Genomic DNA, 14,527 nt, shown 5'->3' on the forward strand with positions numbered 1-14,527 from the left:
ATCGTCTCGTAACCCCCCTGCGGTCAGGGTAGCGGCATTTTCGATACGAGACGAATCCGTATCGTAAAGCCGCGGCAAAGACCACCCGGCCCACCGGGGCCGCCCGGGCAAGCGGAACGGCCCCCGCCCCTTTTGCACCCGCGCCGGGCCGTGCAAGCATGGAGGTGATCCGGGGACGCCGCACGGCGCCACGAGACGACAACCCTTCAGGAGCCCGTTCGATGAACGCTTCTTCGCCTTCGCCTGCCCAGAACCGGGCGGCGACGACCACCACCCTCTACGGTGGGGTCACCAACCGCCGCGTCACCGTCCGCGACCTCGCCGCCGCCAAGCAGCGCGGGGAGAAGTGGTCGATGCTGACCGCCTACGACGCCCTCACCGCCGGCGTCTTCGACGAGGCCGGCACCCCCGTCCTGCTGGTCGGCGACTCCGCCGGCAACTGCCACCTCGGCTACGAGACCACCGTGCCGGTGACCATGGATCAGATGGTGATGCTCGCCGCCGCCGTCGTCCGCGGCACCGAGCGGGCCATGATCGTCGCCGACCTGCCGTTCGGCTCGTACCAGGAGTCCCCGGCCCAGGCGATGCACAACGCGGCCCGGCTGATGAAGGAGGCCGGGGTCGGCGCGGTCAAGCTGGAGGGCGGCGAGCGCAGCGCCCGCTCGATCGAGCTGCTGGTCGAGGCCGGCGTCCCGGTGATGGCCCACGTCGGGCTCACCCCGCAGTCCGTGCACGCGCTCGGCGGCTACCCCGTCCAGGGCCGCGGCGACGAGGCCGCCCACCAGCTGCTGCGCGACGCCAAGGCGGTGCAGCAGGCCGGCGCCTTCGCCGTCGTCCTGGAGGCGGTGCCCGCCGAGCTGGCCCAGCAGGTCACCGAGCAGCTCGCCATCCCCACCGTCGGCATCGGCGCCGGTGCGGACTGCGACGCCCAGGTGCTGGTCTGGACCGACTTCGCCGGGATGACCGCCGGCCGGGTGCCCAAGTTCGTCAAGCAGTACGCCGACCTGCGGGCCGTCCTCGGCGGCGCCGCCCGCGCGTTCGCCGAGGACGTGCGCGGCGGGGCCTTCCCCGCGCCGGAGCACACCTTCCACTGACGCGCACCGTCGTCGGGGTCCGGACCGCGGCCGGGCCCCGACGACAGCCCGCGTGACGGCCCGCGCGACAGCGGACCGACAGCCGCGTGACAGCGGACCGCCGGTCGGCCCCCTACCGGCACACCCGCTGACAGCGGGCTGACAGCCGGGTCGGACAGTCTGTGGGGCATGACACGAATCTCCACCGCCCCGAACGACCGGGGGCCCGCCGCGGGGAACGCCGTCGAGGTCCACGGCATCGTCAAGCACTTCGGCACCACCAAGGCGCTCGACGGGGTCGACCTGACCGTGCGCGAAGGCACCGTCCTCGGAGTGCTCGGCCCCAACGGCGCGGGCAAGACCACCCTGGTCCGCGTCCTGTCCACGCTGATCAAGCCCGACGCCGGCACCGCCTTCGTCGGCGGCTACGACGTGCTGCGCCAGCCCAAGCAGCTGCGCCGCACCATCGGCCTCACCGGCCAGTACGCCTCGGTCGACGAACTGCTCTCCGGCTACGAGAACCTCTACCTCATCGGCCGGCTGCTCGACCTCTCCCGCCGGGACGCCAAGGCCCGCGCCACCGAGCTGCTGGAGCGCTTCTCGCTCACCGAGGCCGCCAAGCGGCCCGCCAAGACCTACTCCGGCGGCATGCGCCGACGCCTCGACCTGGCCGCCTCGATGATCGGCCGCCCCCGGGTGCTCTACCTGGACGAGCCCACCACCGGCCTCGACCCGCGCACCCGCAACGAGGTCTGGGACGAAGTGCAGCGGATGGTCGCCGAGGGCTCCACCGTGCTGCTCACCACCCAGTACATGGAGGAGGCCGAGCAGCTCGCGGGCGAGCTGACCGTCATCGACCGCGGCCGGGTCATCGCGGCCGGCGGCATATCCGAGCTCAAGGCCCAGGTCGGCGGCCGGACCCTGCAGGTCCGCCCGGCGCACCCGGCCGAGCTGCCCGAGATGGCCCGCTGCCTGCAGGACACCGGCGTCGGCGCGACCTTCTCCGCCGACACCGGCCTGCTCTCGGTGCCGATCACCGCCGACGAGCAGCTGACCACCGTGATCGGGGTGCTCGGCACCCGCGGCTTCGCGGTCGCCGGCATCGACACCAAGCTGCCCAGCCTCGACGAGGTCTTCCTCGCCATCACCGGCAAGCCCGCGGACCGTCCCGCGAGCGCGGACACCGCCCCCAGCCTCGCCAAGGAGCCCGTCGCATGACCACCGCCACGCTCGCCCCCGTCCGGGCCGAGGACACCGGGATCGGCCTGGCCGGCCATCTGCGGCACGTCGGCGCGCTGACCCGCCGCAACCTGATGCGGATCAAGGCCGACCCGGAGTCGATGTTCGACGCCGTCCTGATGCCGATCATCTTCACGGTGCTGTTCGTCTACGTCTTCGGCGGCGCCATCTCCGGCGGCCAGGACGCCTACAAGCAGTACATGATCCCCGGCCTGCTCGGGCAGACCGGGCTCACCCTGGCGATGGCCGTCGGCACCGGCCTCAACAGCGACTTCCAGACCGGCGTGATGGACCGCTTCCGCACCCTGCCGATCGGCCGCTCCTCGGTGCTGCTGTCCAAGATCGCGGCGGAGACCTGCCGCGCCATGCTGTCCTTCAGCATCCTGATCGTGTTCTCGCTGATCCTCGGCTTCGAGCTGAAGGGCGGCGTGCTGGAGCTGCTGGCGGCGATCGGCCTGTCCCTGGTGTTCGGCATGTCGATCGTCTGGATCTCGATGCTGCTCGGCATGGCCCTGCGCAGTGCCCAGGCCGTCCAGGGAGTCGCCATGTTGGTGCTGATGCCGATGCAGTTCGGCAGCTCGATCTTCGCCCCGACCGACACCATGCCCGGCTGGCTGCAGGCCTTCACCAAGGTGAACCCGCTGTCCGCGCTGGCCGACGCCTGCCGGGCGCTGATGAACGGCCAGGGCGCCGTCGCGCACCCGACGCTCGTCGTGCTGGCCTGGTCGGTCGGCGTCACCGCGGTCTTCGCACCGCTCGCCGTCGCCCGCTTCCGCAAGCGGACCTGAGCCGTGGCCGCACGGCGGATCCCGGGGCGCGCGGGGGGCGTCCCGGGATCCGCCGTGGCCGGGCGGCCGGCGCCCCGGTCAGTCGAGCAGCCGGTCAAGCAGCGCGCTGGCCTCCAGCACGGACAGCCCGCGCCCCTCGACGAGGGCCGCCTCGAACACCGCGTCACCGAGCAGACCGCGCAGGCTCTCCTCGGCCCGCTCGCGTTCCACCCGGTCGAGGTAGCCGCCGCGCGGCCCGTTCATCCCGGCGTGCGCACCGAACAGCACGGCGGCCCGGCGGGCCGCGTCCAGGTCCCCGTCGCGCAGGGCGAAGGCCTCCAGCACCCCGATCACCGGCGGCAGCAGCATCACCGACATCTGCTCGATGAACCCGCCCGCGCTGTGCGGCATCGCGCGCAGCAGCTCCCGCCCCTCGTCGACCAGGTCGAGCCCGCGCTCCGGGTCGCCGGCGCGTGCGGTGACCCAGCCCCGGGTGACGGTCAGCATCCCGCCCACCACGTCCGGGGCGAACCCGCCGACCCGCGTCCAGCGCAGCTCGTCCAGCTCGGCCAGCGCCGCCGCGTGCTCGCCGCGCTGGGCCCGGATGCCGCAGAGCATCAGGTGCCCGAAGAGCAGCGCGCCGTTGGTCGCCTGGTTCTCGCCCGGCCGGATCTCCGCCAGTGCCTCGCGGATCCGGCGCTCCCCCTCGTCCAGGTCCTCGTCCAGCATCGCCAGGCCCAGGTGCACCCGGAGCATCGGCACCTCCTGCGGCGCCCCCAGCTCCTCGGCCAGCTCGATCGCCCGCCGGTACGCCTCGACGGCCTCCGCCGAACGCCCCTGGTTGGCCAGCGACTCGCCGCGCGCGGCCAGCGCCTGGGACATCCCCCACAGGTCGCCGGAGCGCCGGTACAGCTCCAGCGACTCCTCGCCGTCCACGGTGCTCTGCTCCGCGCCGTCCGGCCAGTCGTTCATCATCTTGGCCCGGATCTGGAGGATGAACGCCAGGTCGCTGGGGCTGCCGTGCCGCCGGCAGCCCTCCACCGCCTCGTCCATCAGGTCCTTCACGGCGTCCAGCTCCCCGACCAGGAAGGTGCCGAAGACCCTCATCAGCCCGGGGAAGCGGTAGGCCTGCGGCAGGTCCGGCCGGTAGGCCGCGATGACCTTCCGGGCGGTGCCGACCGCGTCCGGATCGGCCAGCACGTCCAGGTTGCCCTCGAACAGGCTGACCAGCCGGAAGATGACCACCGCCCGGCGGGCCTCGGCGGCCACCTCCGGCGGCATCGGCGACGGGTACTCCAGCACCCGCCGGTCCAGCGGCAGCGTGAGGGCGTCCGGGCCGAACGGGTCCGGGCCTATCTCCAGCACCGCCTCGTACCAGCCGCGGGCCTCCCGGCTGTAGCCGCGCAGCGACCAGTACCAGCTCATGCCCAGCGCCAGTACCAGGGCCCCGTCCTCGTCCCGGCGGTCGACGGCGCGGCGCAGCGCGGTCCGGATGTTGTCGTGCTCCCGCTCCAGCACCGCCAGCCAGTGCAGCTGCGCCGGGCCGTGCACGTTCAGCTCGGCGGTGCGGACCAGCTCGCGGAAGTGCCGGACGTGCCGCCCCTCGGTCTCCCCGGTCTCCCCCTCCTCGGCCAGCCGCTCGACCGCGTACTCGTGGATGGTCTCCAGCATCCGGTAGCGCGGCGGGCCGTCCCCGTCCAGGTCGGCGACCAGCAGGGACTTGTCGACCAGCGAGAGCAGCAGGTCCGCGACGTCCTCGCCGGGCACCTCGGTGCCGTCCGCGCAGACCGCCTCGGCCGACTCCAGCGTCCAGCCGCCGGCGAACACCGCCAGCCGGCGCAGCACCGCGCGCTCCTGCTTGCCCAGCAGGTCCCAGCTCCAGTCGACCACCGCGCGCAGCGTCTGCTGACGCGGCAGCAGGGTGCGGCTGCCGGCGGTGAGCAGGGCGAACCGGCCGTCCAGCCGGTCGGCGATCTGCCGGGCCGTCATCACCCGCAGCCGGGCGGCGGCCAGTTCGATGGCGAGCGGCAGGCCGTCCAGCCGGCGGCAGATCTCGGCGCAGGCCTCCGGGTCGCTGCGCGGGTCGAAGCCGGGGCGGGCGGCGGCGGCCCGCTCGGCCAGCAGCCGCAGCGCCACCGGGTCGGGCAGCGGCTCCACCGGCAGCACGGTCTCCCCCGGCACGCCCAGCGGCTCCCGGCTGGTGGCCAGCACGGTCAGGCCGGGGCACTCGGTGAGCAGGGTCTCGGCCAGGTCGGCGGCGGACTGGATCAGGTGCTCGCAGTTGTCCAGGACGATCAGCATCCGGCGGTGCCCGCAGAACTCGACCAGCCGGCGCACCGGGTCGTCGGTGCGGGAGTCGATCACGTCGGCGACCATGCTGCCGCTGGTGTGCAGGACGGTCTCGCGCAGGCCGAGCGCCGAGACCACCGCGCCGGGCACCGCCTCCGGGCGCTCCAGCGGGGCCAGCTCGGCCAGCCAGACGCCGTCCGGCCAGTGCCCGGCGCCCTGCTCCAGGCGGCCGGCCTCGACCGAGAGCCGGGTCTTGCCGGAGCCACCGGGGCCGGTGAGGGTGACCAGCCGGCTGGCGGCCAGCGTCGAGCGCAGGGCGGCCAGGTCGCTCTCCCGGCCGACGAAACTGGTGAGCCGGCCGCGCAGGTTGCCCGCGGCGCGGGCCGGCGGCACCGGGGCGGAGGGCGCGGGCGCGGCGGCCACCGGGGCGGGGGCGGGCGGTGCGGGGGCCCGGGCGGGCGTCGGGGCGGGCGTCGGGGCGGGGGCGTCGACGGGGGCCAGCAGCTCGGCGTGGAGGGACTGCAGCGGACGGCCCGGGTCGACGCCGAGCTCCTCCGCCAACGCGCGCCGGGTGCGCTCGTAGTGGCGCAGCGCCTCCGCCGTCCGGTCGCTCTCGTGCAGCGCCCGCACCATCAGGTACTGCAGCGACTCGTCCAGCGGCTGTCGCTCGCACAGCTCGGCGAGCTCGGCCACCAGGTCGGCGGCCCGGCCGAGGCCGAGGTCGGCGGTGATCCGGTGCCGGCGGACCTCCTCGCGCTGCGCCTCCAGCCGGGTGGCCGGGCCGGTGCGGTCCGGCAGGTCGGCGAGCGCCGGGCCGCGCCACAGCGCGAGCGCCGCCCGCAGCCGCTCGGCGGCCTCGGCGTGGTCACCCCGCTCCAGCGCCCCGCGGCCCTCGGTGGCCAGCCGCTGGAACTCGGCGAGGTCGGTCACCGGGTCGGTCAGCCAGTAGCCGGCCGGGCCGGAGCCCACCCGGTCGCGGCCGATGGTGCGGCGCAGCCGGCCGACCAGGGTCTGCAGCGCCGCGGAGGAGTCCTGCGGCGGCTCGGCGTCCCACACCTCGTCGACCAGCAGGTCGGCCGGCACCGGCCGCCCCTGCCGCAGGGCCAGCGCGGCGAGCAGCGCGCGCAGCCGGGCGCCGCCGAGCGGGACCGGGGTGCCGTCGTCGTGGTGGGCGGTGGTGGTACCGAGGATGCCGTAGTGCACTGCACCATTCTGGTGGATCGGCGCCGCCGCCCACTCGGATTTGTCCTGTCCCTTACCCTGACCGGACCCTGATTCCGCGGCCGCGCAGGAACCGGTGCGCGGTTCCCTACGTTCACCCGGGGCGGCTTGTCCGCCGCGGGCGCGCCCGGCATGATCGGCCTCTGCCCAGTCCCCATGCGACCCCGACCACCGGAGCACCCACACCATGACCTTCGCCGCCACGCAGCGCTCCCGCAGCGAGGACCGCCGGATCAGTCCGGTGTTCTGGGCGCTGCTCGCGATCCTCGTCACCTCCGCCGTGGCCGTCTACCAGGGTTACGGCAACATGCGGTTCGGGATCTTCCTGTTCGTGGTGGCGGGCTGGATGGTCTCGCTCTGCCTGCACGAGTACGCGCACGCGCGCACCGCGCTGCACGGCGGCGACATCTCGGTCGGCGCCAAGGGGTACCTGACCCTCAACCCCTTCAAGTACGCCAACGCGCTGCTCAGCTTCGTGCTGCCGATCGTCTTCGTGCTGCTCGGCGGCATCGGCCTGCCCGGCGGCGCGGTCTGGATCGAGCGGCACCGGGTGCAGGGGCGGCTCAAGCACAGCCTGATCTCGGCCGCCGGACCGCTGGTGAACCTGCTGGCGGCCGTGCTGCTGCTGATCCCGGTCGGCGCGGGCTGGCTCGACAACCCCTCGGTGCGCGCGGACTGGAACGGCATCGAGCTGAACGTCTCACCGTTCGCGCTCGCGCTGGGCTTCCTCGGCATGCTGCAGCTGAGCGCGACCCTGCTCAACCTGCTGCCGGTGCCGGGCCTGGACGGCTACGGGATCGTCGAGCCCTGGCTGTCGCACAAGACCCGGCGGGCGATCGAGCCGTTCGCGCCGTACGGCATGCTGGCCGTCTTCGCGCTGCTCTGGCAGCCGGAGGTGAACCACTGGTTCTTCGAGGCCGTGTACGGCGTGATGGAGCTGCTGGGGGTCGACCGCGCCTACGCGCAGGTGGGCCACGAGCTGTTCACGTTCTGGAAGAACTGACCGGGTTCGGGGCCGGGACTCAGGGCCGGGGCTCAGGGCCGGGGCTCAGGACTGCTCGGCGGCGGCCCGGGTCAGCTTCTCCCGGCGCAGGTTCATCCAGAGCACATTGCTGGCGATGCCCGCCATCGGGAGCCAGATGAGGCCGATCCACCAGCCCTGGACCGCGGAGACCACGGCGGCGGCCAGCGCGAGAACGGCGACGATCGAGGCGAGGAGGGACGTGCGGGGCATGGCGGCAGACTCCTGGGGCCGGTGGACGGACGGCCTCCATTGTCGCCGACCTCACCTCCGGACCGGGTCCAGGGGTGAGGCCGGCGAGCCGGTGGTCGGACGGGAATCGGAGCCGGTGATCAGACGGCGGTGATCAGACGTCGGTGATCCGCAGACCCGCGTGGGCCTTGTAGCGGCGGTTGACCGAGATCAGGTTGGCCACCAGCGACTCCACCTGGTGCGCGTTGCGCAGCCGGCCGGCGAAGACGCCGCGCATGCCGGGGATCCGGCCGGCCAGCGCCTGCACGGTGTCGGTGGCGGCCCGCTCCTCGCCGAGCACCATGACGTCGGTGTCGATCCGCTCGATCGACTCGTCCTGGAGCAGCACCGCCGACAGGTGGTGGAAGGCGGCGGTCACCCGGGAGTCCGGCAGCAGGGCGGCGGCCTGCTGGGCGGCGCTGCCCTCCTCCGGGACGAGCGCGTAGGCACCCTGCTTGTCGAAGCCCAGCGGGTTGACGCAGTCCACCACGATCTTGCCGGCCAGCTCCTCGCGGAGCGCGGTGAGCGTGGCGGCGTGGCCGTCCCAGGGCACCGCGACGATCACGACGTCGCTCTCCCGGGCGGTGGCGGCGTTGTCCGCGCCGCGCACGCCGTGGCCGATCGCCTCCGCGGAGGCCTGCGCGCGGGCAGCGTCGCGCGATCCGATGATCACCTGCTGGCCGGCCTTGGCCAGCCGCAGGGCCAGCCCCCGCCCCTGGTCGCCGGTGCCGCCGAGCACGCCGACCACGAGCTGCGAGACGTCCGGCAGGTCATGGGCCGGGTTTGTCGCTGAATCGAGGGAAGTCATGGGCTGATCCTGTCAAACCCGGGGCCCCTCGCGTCATCCTGTCCGCCATGGACGCGGTGAGAGTTTCGGCACTACGGGAGCAACTGGCCGGGACGGGCTGGCTGGAGGCCGTCGGCGGCTTCGCCGGTGAGCTGCGGCGGGCGGTCTCCCGGCGGGGCGCGGACGGGCTGCTGCTGGTCGGCACCGAGGCGTACGAACCGTGGCACCTGGCCGCCCACTTGCAGGACGAGGCCGCCTGGTCGGCCGTGCCCCGGCTGGCCCCGACCCTGCTGCGGCACCGGGTCCCGGCGCAGGCTCCGGCCCATCTGGCGCACGGCCTGCGCCGGCTGACCGAGGCCGGGCGGGGGGCGACCGTCCTGGTGGTCGCCCCGGCGGCGGCCGGGGAGGTACTGCTGGAGCGGGTGCACGACGCCCGCCGGCACGGCGCGACGGTGCTGGCGCTGGACGGCACCGGGCCCGGCGGCCCGGCGGGGTTCGGCGAGTCGGGCGGGTTCGGCGAGTCGGGCGGGCCCGGTGAGCCGGCCGGACTCGGTGAGCTGGCCGGGCTCGCGCACCGGCGGCTGGCCGTCGGCACGGCCGAGGAGGAACCGTTCGACCTGGCCCAGCACCTGGTCAGCGCCGCCGCCGGGCAGCGGCCCGCACGGCGCTCGGCCGCGCTGGAACGGCTGGCGGCGCTGGCCGGTCGGCTCACGGCGGGGCCGACGATCAACCGCTGGTAGGGCACCGGTGACGGCACGGCCACAGGACCCGGCCGCGAAAATGCGTTGCGGCCCGGCCGAACGCCCCGTCAGGATGGTCGCTCGTGAACGACGCCGACCCACCCCCGAACGGTCGGGCGAGCTCCCTGCTGCGCGCGGTCATCCCCGACCTCTCCCCCTGGCGCTCCTCGCGGGACTTCCGCCTGCTCTGGCTCTCCGGCTGTGTCACCAGCTTCGGCAGCTTCCTCACCTACGTCGCCGTGCCGCTGCAGATCAAGGACCTGACCGGCTCCTCCTTCGCGGTCGGCCTGGTCGGTGCCTTCGAGCTGGTCCCGCTGATCGTCTTCGGCCTCTGGGGCGGCGCCCTCGCCGACGCCCTGGACCGCCGCCGGCTGGTGCTGTTCTCCGAGGCCGCCCTCGGCCTGCTGAGCGTGCTGCTGCTGGTCAACGCACTGCTGCCGACGCCGGTGCTGTGGCCGGTCTACCTGGTGGCCGCCCTGGTCGCCGCCGCCGACGGCCTGCAGCGCCCGTCGCTGGACGCGCTCACCCCGCGGGTCGTGCGGCACGATCAGCTGGCCGCCGCCTTCGCCCTCAACTCGCTCTACCGCAACGTCGGTTCGGTGGCCGGCCCGGCGCTGGCGGGCGTCGTGGTGACGTTCGCCGGGGTGCAGACCGCCTACGCGCTGGACATCGCCACCTTCGGCGCCTCGCTGCTGCTGCTCGCCCGGATCCGCGCCGTCCCGCCGCCGACCGGCGCCGAGAAGCCCTCGGTGCGGGCCGTGCTCACCGGGATCCGGTACGCCTGGAGCCGCAAGGACCTGCTGGGCACCTACGCGATCGACCTGTGCGCCATGCTGTTCGCCTTCCCGGTCGCGATCTTCCCGTTCCTGGCCTCCGAGTTGCACGCCGACTGGGCGCTCGGCCCGATGTACGCCGCCTCGGCGGTCGGCGCCATACTCGTCTCGGTGACCAGCGGCTGGACGTCCCGGGTGCACCGCCACGGCCGGCTGCTGCTGGCCGCCGCGCTCGGCTGGGGCGCCGCGATCGCGCTGGCGGGCCTGGCCGACTCGGTCTGGCCGGTGCTGCTCTGCCTGGCCCTGGCCGGCGGCGCCGACGAGGTCAGCGGCATCGCGCGCTCCACGCTGTGGAACCAGTCGATCCCGGACGAGCTGCGCGGCCGGATGGCCGGCGTCGAGCTGCTCAGCTACTCGGTCGGGCCGCAGCTCGGCCAGGTCCGGGCGGGCGGCATGGCCGGGGTGGTCGGCGTCCGGGCCTCGGTGTGGATCGGCGGCGTCGCCTGCGTGGTGGGCGTGCTGGCCCTGGCCACCGCGCTGCCGCGGCTGCTCTCCTACGACGACCGCACCGACCCGAACGCGGCCGCCGTCCGCGCCGAGCACGAGCGGGCGGCGGCGGAGCGGGAGGCCGCCGAGGGGGCCGCGGCGGAGCAGGCGGCGGGCGCGTCCTGACGCGCCGCTCCCCCGTCACCGCCCCCGCCCCCCGGCTCACTTCCCCCGCTCGTCCTCGGGCTTGTCGTTCCAGCGCGGGTCGTTCGTCCATTCCCGGTTGCGCAGCTCGGCGGTCTCCAGCGCGTGCGCCGCCTCCTCGCGGGTGGCGTACGGGCCGAGGCGGTCCTTCGCCGGGCACTCCGGGCCCTCCTCGACCTTGCCGTGCTTGATGCAGTAGAACCACTCGCCGGGCAGGCCGGTCGGCTTGTTGCGGCGGAATCCCAGGGGCATGGTGTGGTCACCTCCGTGTCTGCTGTCGCGGCTCGCGTTCCCGGTGCGGCGTCGCGTCGTCCCGATCATTCCCCGCCCCGGCGCCGTCCGCACACCCGGACCCCGCGTCGGCGCCCGCCGCGGTACCGGCCCCGGCGCCGCTGTACCGGCCACGGCGCCGCGGCCCCGCCAACTAGACTCGCCGCCATGGCACTCGTTCCCGGCATCCAGTCCCCCACCCGCAAGGTCCCGGCGCACATCGCGCGCCCCGAGTACGTCGGCAGGCCCGCCCCGGCGGCGTACACCGGGCCCGAGGTGCAGACCGCCGAGACCATCGAGAAGATGCGGATCGCCGGTGGGATCGCCGCCCGGGCGATGGCCGCTGCGGCCGAGCTGATCGCGCCCGGCGTCACCACGGACGCGCTGGACGCGGTCGCCCACGAGTACATGTGCGACCACGGCGCCTACCCGTCCGACCTCGGCTACCGGGGCTTCCCCAAGTCGGTCTGCACCTCGATCAACGAGGTCATCTGCCACGGCATCCCGGACTCGACCGTCCTCCAGGACGGCGACATCGTCAACATCGACGCCACCGCGTTCATCCACGGGGTGCACGGCGACCTCAACGCCACCTACCTGGTCGGCGACGTGGACGAGGAGTCCCGGCTGCTGGTCGAGCGGACCCGCGAGTCGCTCGACCGGGCGATCAAGGCGGTCAAGCCCGGCCGCCGGATCAACGTCATCGGGCGGGTCATCGAGTCCTACGCCAAGCGCTTCGACTACGGCGTGGTGCGGGACTTCACCGGGCACGGCATCAACACGTCGTTCCACTCCGGCCTGATCGTCCCGCACTACGACAGCGAGCGGGCCACCGAGGTGATCAAGCCGGGGATGACCTTCACCATCGAGCCGATGCTCACCCTGGGCACCTACGACTACGAGATCTGGCCGGACGGCTGGACCGTCGTCACCAAGGACCGCAAGCGCACCGCCCAGTTCGAGCACACCCTGGTCGTCACGGCGGACGGCGCGGAGATCCTCACCCTGCCGTAGCGGCGGCCCGGCCCCGGGGGCGCTGTCAGCCGATGAGCCACTGCTCCTCGGCGACGGCGCCCACCTCGGTGCAGGCGTCGGTCAGCACGTCCAGGACGCGCAGCGGGTCCGGCAGCGGCTGCTCGGGGCCGCGCAGCCACCGCACCTCGGAGCCGTCCGGCAGCGCGGCCGGCGGCAGCAGGGTGTACGAGCCGCGGCAGTGCCAGCGCAGGCCGGGGTGCTCGGACATGGTGTCCGGGGTGGAGTCCAGGGCGCTCGGCCACCACTCGTCCTCGTCCACCGGGGTGCCCCGGGTGGCGGTGAAGAACAGGTAGCGGTCCTCGCCGACGGCGGCCACCGGGCCCTCGACGCCGAGCGCGGTCAGCCGCTCCAGGGCGAGCCGCCCGGCCTCGGTCGGCACGTCCAGCACGTCGTGGACGCGGCCGGTGGCGGTGACGAAGTTGGCCAGCGGGTCGCGGGAGAGCCAGCGGGCGAGCTGCTCGGGATCGGTGGTGGCCTGGGTCTGCCAGGCGAAGGAGACCGGGTGCTGGGCGGGGGCCGGACAGGCCACCCGGTCACAGGAACAGCGGTAGCCGGCCGGATGGGCGGCGGGGGCGAGCGGGAACCCGGCGCGGACCGCGCCGAGCAGCTGGTCCAGTCTGGCCGCAGGGCTGTCGGTGGCCGCCGACCGGCCCCGCTCACGATCACGCTTCTGCCACCAGGCCGTCCACCTGCCGCCGGATTCCATCGGGCCCCTTCCGCGCATTGCCGTGCCTGGTGCGACACAGCGTTCGACGTACCACTCCGACGCAACGCACGGCGCCCCCCGCTGCTTCCCCGGGTGGTGCTCGGCCCTGCAGTCCCGCGCCCTGCCGGCCGGAGCCGGGGTAACCGGGCGGCCGACGCCGGGGTCACGGTACGGAGTCACTGCGGCACGACGGCTGCGGCTCGGCGGCCCGGCGGGCACGGTGAGGTGCGCCTAGCCCGGCCCGTACGGGCCCGCTGACCCGGGTGGACCCGAGGGCGTAACAGGAAGGATAAGGGTGCGCGGGCCCTGTGGATGACCGGGGGCGGTGCCTCTCCGGTCACACTCCCGGCACCCGGCCGCCACACCGTCTCCGCCGCGCCGCCGCGGGGTGAGACCCTGGTGGGGTGAAGAGCGCGGACACCGAATTCGTCGGCGGCCCCCTGGACGGCCGGATCCTCCCCGTCCCGCTGGGGCCGATGTACGGCGTGCCCAAGAAGTACACCGTGCCGGTCCCCTCGCACGGGGACACCCCGGCGCGCACACTGGTGTACGTCCGGGCCAAGCAGCAGCGGGGCGCCCGCTGGTACTGGCGCTACGAGTACGACGAGGCGGCCACCGTCCGCGCTTCCGGGTGACGGCCGCCTCCCCGCGCGGGAGGACGGCGATGGCGAGAACCGTACGGCACCCGAGGACCCGCGCCGAGGCGGTGGCGCACCACAACCGGCAGGTGGCCGGGGTCACGGTCGGCCTGCTGGTGGTGGTCAGCGTCTACAGCGCGGTGCTCGGCTCCAGCGGCTGGCTCTGGTTCGGCTGGGCGGTGCTGCTGCTCGCGTGCGTGGCACTGTTCGTCGTCCACCCCTGAGCAGCAGCACCCCTGCGCCCCGTCGCCGGCCGGGCCGGTGACGCCCGCGCCTGCGGTCAGGCGTCCTCGGCCAGGATCAGGTAGAGCTTCTTACGGGCCTCGTTGAGCACCTCCAGGCCCTTGGCCCGCTGCGCCTCGGTGCCCGTCGCCATGACCTGCCGGACGGCGTGCTCCACGGCGCCGAGCGCCTGGCCGACCTCCTGGACCGCGGCCCAGTCGATCTCCTGGCCGGCCTCGGCCCACGGCTCGTCCGGCCCGGCGTCGGCCTCGGCGCGGCCCGCCTCGGTGAGCGAGACCAGCCGCTTGCCGCCGGTCTCCTCCGCCGTGACCAGGCCCTCCTCCTCCAGCAGCTGGAGGGTCGGGTAGACCGAGCCGGGGCTCGGCCGCCACGCCCCGCCGGACCGCTCGGCGATCTCGGCGATCATCTCGTAGCCGTGCATCGGCCGCTCCTTGAGCAGCGCCAGCAGCGAGGCGCGCACGTCCCCGCGCCGGGCCCGGCCACCGCGCCGGCCGCGGACCCACGGCGGCGGCCCGCCGAAACCGCCCCGGGCCCACGGCGGACCCGGCCGCCCACCCGGCCCACCGCCGAACGGCGGCGGACCGAAGGGGCCGAACGCCCCCCGGCCCTCGGGGCGCTCACCGGGCATCCCGGCGAACTCCGGCCCGCGGCAACCGCCGGGGCCTCCCTCTCCACGGAATCGTCCTGGGCGCATCGCACCCACCTCCCGATCGGGCCGCTCCGGGGCGGCCCACTAGTCGATCACCAGACGATCGTTCGAGACAGTCGAGTCACTGTCCCGATATCTCGACGATATATCGGTGA

The 14,527-nt window shown here is 74.4% G+C and carries 15 protein-coding genes; 9 read left to right on the plus strand and 6 right to left on the minus strand.

Annotated elements, in window-relative coordinates:
- Positions 1-221: 221 nt before the first annotated feature.
- The 3 genes from panB (at position 222) to ABZW10_RS09110 (ending at position 3,100) form a co-directional block, all read left to right on the plus strand.
- On the plus strand, positions 222-1,094 hold the full coding sequence (gene panB / locus ABZW10_RS09100) for a 3-methyl-2-oxobutanoate hydroxymethyltransferase (RefSeq protein WP_355361947.1): 873 nt from the start codon (positions 222-224) through the stop codon (positions 1,092-1,094).
- Between the two features lie 168 nt (positions 1,095-1,262).
- Positions 1,263-2,291: an ATP-binding cassette domain-containing protein gene (locus ABZW10_RS09105; protein WP_355361948.1), complete on the plus strand. Its 1,029-nt coding sequence runs from the start codon at positions 1,263-1,265 to the stop codon at positions 2,289-2,291.
- Entirely contained in the window at positions 2,288-3,100 is an 813-nt protein-coding gene (locus tag ABZW10_RS09110) for an ABC transporter permease (RefSeq protein ID WP_355361950.1), read from the plus strand. The genes ABZW10_RS09105 and ABZW10_RS09110 overlap by 4 nt, the downstream gene beginning before the upstream one ends.
- Before the next feature lie 78 nt (positions 3,101-3,178).
- Here ABZW10_RS09110 and ABZW10_RS09115 read toward each other — a convergent pair whose 3' ends face one another.
- Positions 3,179-6,571 carry a BTAD domain-containing putative transcriptional regulator gene (locus tag ABZW10_RS09115; RefSeq protein ID WP_355361952.1) on the minus strand — a complete coding sequence of 1,131 codons (3,393 nt, stop codon included), beginning with the start codon at positions 6,569-6,571 and terminating at the stop codon, positions 3,179-3,181.
- A gap of 205 nt (positions 6,572-6,776) precedes the next feature.
- Here ABZW10_RS09115 and ABZW10_RS09120 point away from each other — a divergent pair, with 205 nt between their 5' ends.
- A complete protein-coding gene (locus ABZW10_RS09120) occupies positions 6,777-7,592 on the plus strand; it encodes a site-2 protease family protein (RefSeq protein WP_355361954.1) in 816 nt (271 codons plus the stop codon).
- 45 nt (positions 7,593-7,637) lie between these two features.
- On the opposite strand, the gene ABZW10_RS09125 is transcribed toward ABZW10_RS09120, so the two are convergent.
- On the minus strand, positions 7,638-7,823 hold the full coding sequence (locus ABZW10_RS09125; protein ID WP_355361956.1) for a hypothetical protein: 186 nt from the start codon (positions 7,821-7,823) through the stop codon (positions 7,638-7,640).
- A gap of 133 nt (positions 7,824-7,956) precedes the next feature.
- Positions 7,957-8,649, minus strand: a complete 693-nt coding sequence (npdG, locus tag ABZW10_RS09130; protein WP_355361958.1) for an NADPH-dependent F420 reductase — start codon at positions 8,647-8,649, stop codon at positions 7,957-7,959.
- A 47-nt stretch (positions 8,650-8,696) separates the two neighbouring features.
- On the opposite strand from npdG, the gene ABZW10_RS09135 reads away from it, so the two are divergent.
- A complete protein-coding gene (locus ABZW10_RS09135; protein ID WP_355361960.1) occupies positions 8,697-9,368 on the plus strand; it encodes a hypothetical protein in 672 nt (223 codons plus the stop codon).
- Between the two features lie 83 nt (positions 9,369-9,451).
- Positions 9,452-10,813, plus strand: coding sequence for an MFS transporter (locus ABZW10_RS09140; protein ID WP_355361962.1), 1,362 nt, complete (start codon positions 9,452-9,454; stop codon positions 10,811-10,813).
- Between the two features lie 36 nt (positions 10,814-10,849).
- Here the strand turns inward: ABZW10_RS09140 and ABZW10_RS09145 are convergent, their stop codons facing one another.
- Complete coding sequence (locus ABZW10_RS09145; RefSeq protein WP_355361964.1) at positions 10,850-11,083, minus strand: hypothetical protein; 234 nt, start codon at positions 11,081-11,083, stop codon at positions 10,850-10,852.
- A gap of 186 nt (positions 11,084-11,269) precedes the next feature.
- On the opposite strand from ABZW10_RS09145, the gene map reads away from it, so the two are divergent.
- Entirely contained in the window at positions 11,270-12,115 is an 846-nt protein-coding gene (gene map, locus ABZW10_RS09150; RefSeq protein WP_355361966.1) for a type I methionyl aminopeptidase, read from the plus strand.
- A 25-nt stretch (positions 12,116-12,140) separates the two neighbouring features.
- Here the strand turns inward: map and ABZW10_RS09155 are convergent, their stop codons facing one another.
- On the minus strand, positions 12,141-12,842 hold the full coding sequence (locus tag ABZW10_RS09155) for a bifunctional DNA primase/polymerase (protein ID WP_355361968.1): 702 nt from the start codon (positions 12,840-12,842) through the stop codon (positions 12,141-12,143).
- A 404-nt stretch (positions 12,843-13,246) separates the two neighbouring features.
- Between ABZW10_RS09155 and ABZW10_RS09160 the strand changes: the two genes are divergently transcribed.
- On the plus strand, positions 13,247-13,477 hold the full coding sequence (locus ABZW10_RS09160) for a hypothetical protein (RefSeq protein ID WP_355361970.1): 231 nt from the start codon (positions 13,247-13,249) through the stop codon (positions 13,475-13,477).
- 29 nt (positions 13,478-13,506) lie between these two features.
- Entirely contained in the window at positions 13,507-13,704 is a 198-nt protein-coding gene (locus tag ABZW10_RS09165; RefSeq protein WP_355361972.1) for a hypothetical protein, read from the plus strand.
- A gap of 56 nt (positions 13,705-13,760) precedes the next feature.
- On the opposite strand, the gene ABZW10_RS09170 is transcribed toward ABZW10_RS09165, so the two are convergent.
- Positions 13,761-14,351, minus strand: a complete 591-nt coding sequence (locus ABZW10_RS09170; protein WP_355361974.1) for a PadR family transcriptional regulator — start codon at positions 14,349-14,351, stop codon at positions 13,761-13,763.
- Between the last annotated feature and the right edge of the window lie 176 nt (positions 14,352-14,527).

The organism is Kitasatospora sp. NPDC004723, from assembly GCF_040609255.1.
GTDB lineage: Bacteria > Actinomycetota > Actinomycetes > Streptomycetales > Streptomycetaceae > Kitasatospora.

What these genes read in the sequence shown, in the direction of transcription:
- panB (WP_355361947.1), top strand. Translation starts at nt 222, where the DNA reads ATGAACGCTTCTTCGCCTTCGCCTGCCCAGAACCGGGCGGCGACGACC.
- ABZW10_RS09105 (WP_355361948.1), top strand. Translation starts at nt 1,263, where the DNA reads ATGACACGAATCTCCACCGCCCCGAACGACCGGGGGCCCGCCGCGGGG.
- ABZW10_RS09110 (WP_355361950.1), top strand. Translation starts at nt 2,288, where the DNA reads ATGACCACCGCCACGCTCGCCCCCGTCCGGGCCGAGGACACCGGGATC.
- ABZW10_RS09120 (WP_355361954.1), top strand. Translation starts at nt 6,777, where the DNA reads ATGACCTTCGCCGCCACGCAGCGCTCCCGCAGCGAGGACCGCCGGATC.
- ABZW10_RS09125 (WP_355361956.1), bottom strand. Translation starts at nt 7,823, where the DNA reads ATGCCCCGCACGTCCCTCCTCGCCTCGATCGTCGCCGTTCTCGCGCTG.
- npdG (WP_355361958.1), bottom strand. Translation starts at nt 8,649, where the DNA reads ATGACTTCCCTCGATTCAGCGACAAACCCGGCCCATGACCTGCCGGAC.
- ABZW10_RS09135 (WP_355361960.1), top strand. Translation starts at nt 8,697, where the DNA reads ATGGACGCGGTGAGAGTTTCGGCACTACGGGAGCAACTGGCCGGGACG.
- ABZW10_RS09145 (WP_355361964.1), bottom strand. Translation starts at nt 11,083, where the DNA reads ATGCCCCTGGGATTCCGCCGCAACAAGCCGACCGGCCTGCCCGGCGAG.
- map (WP_355361966.1), top strand. Translation starts at nt 11,270, where the DNA reads ATGGCACTCGTTCCCGGCATCCAGTCCCCCACCCGCAAGGTCCCGGCG.
- ABZW10_RS09155 (WP_355361968.1), bottom strand. Translation starts at nt 12,842, where the DNA reads ATGGAATCCGGCGGCAGGTGGACGGCCTGGTGGCAGAAGCGTGATCGT.
- ABZW10_RS09165 (WP_355361972.1), top strand. Translation starts at nt 13,507, where the DNA reads ATGGCGAGAACCGTACGGCACCCGAGGACCCGCGCCGAGGCGGTGGCG.
- ABZW10_RS09170 (WP_355361974.1), bottom strand. Translation starts at nt 14,351, where the DNA reads ATGCCCGGTGAGCGCCCCGAGGGCCGGGGGGCGTTCGGCCCCTTCGGT.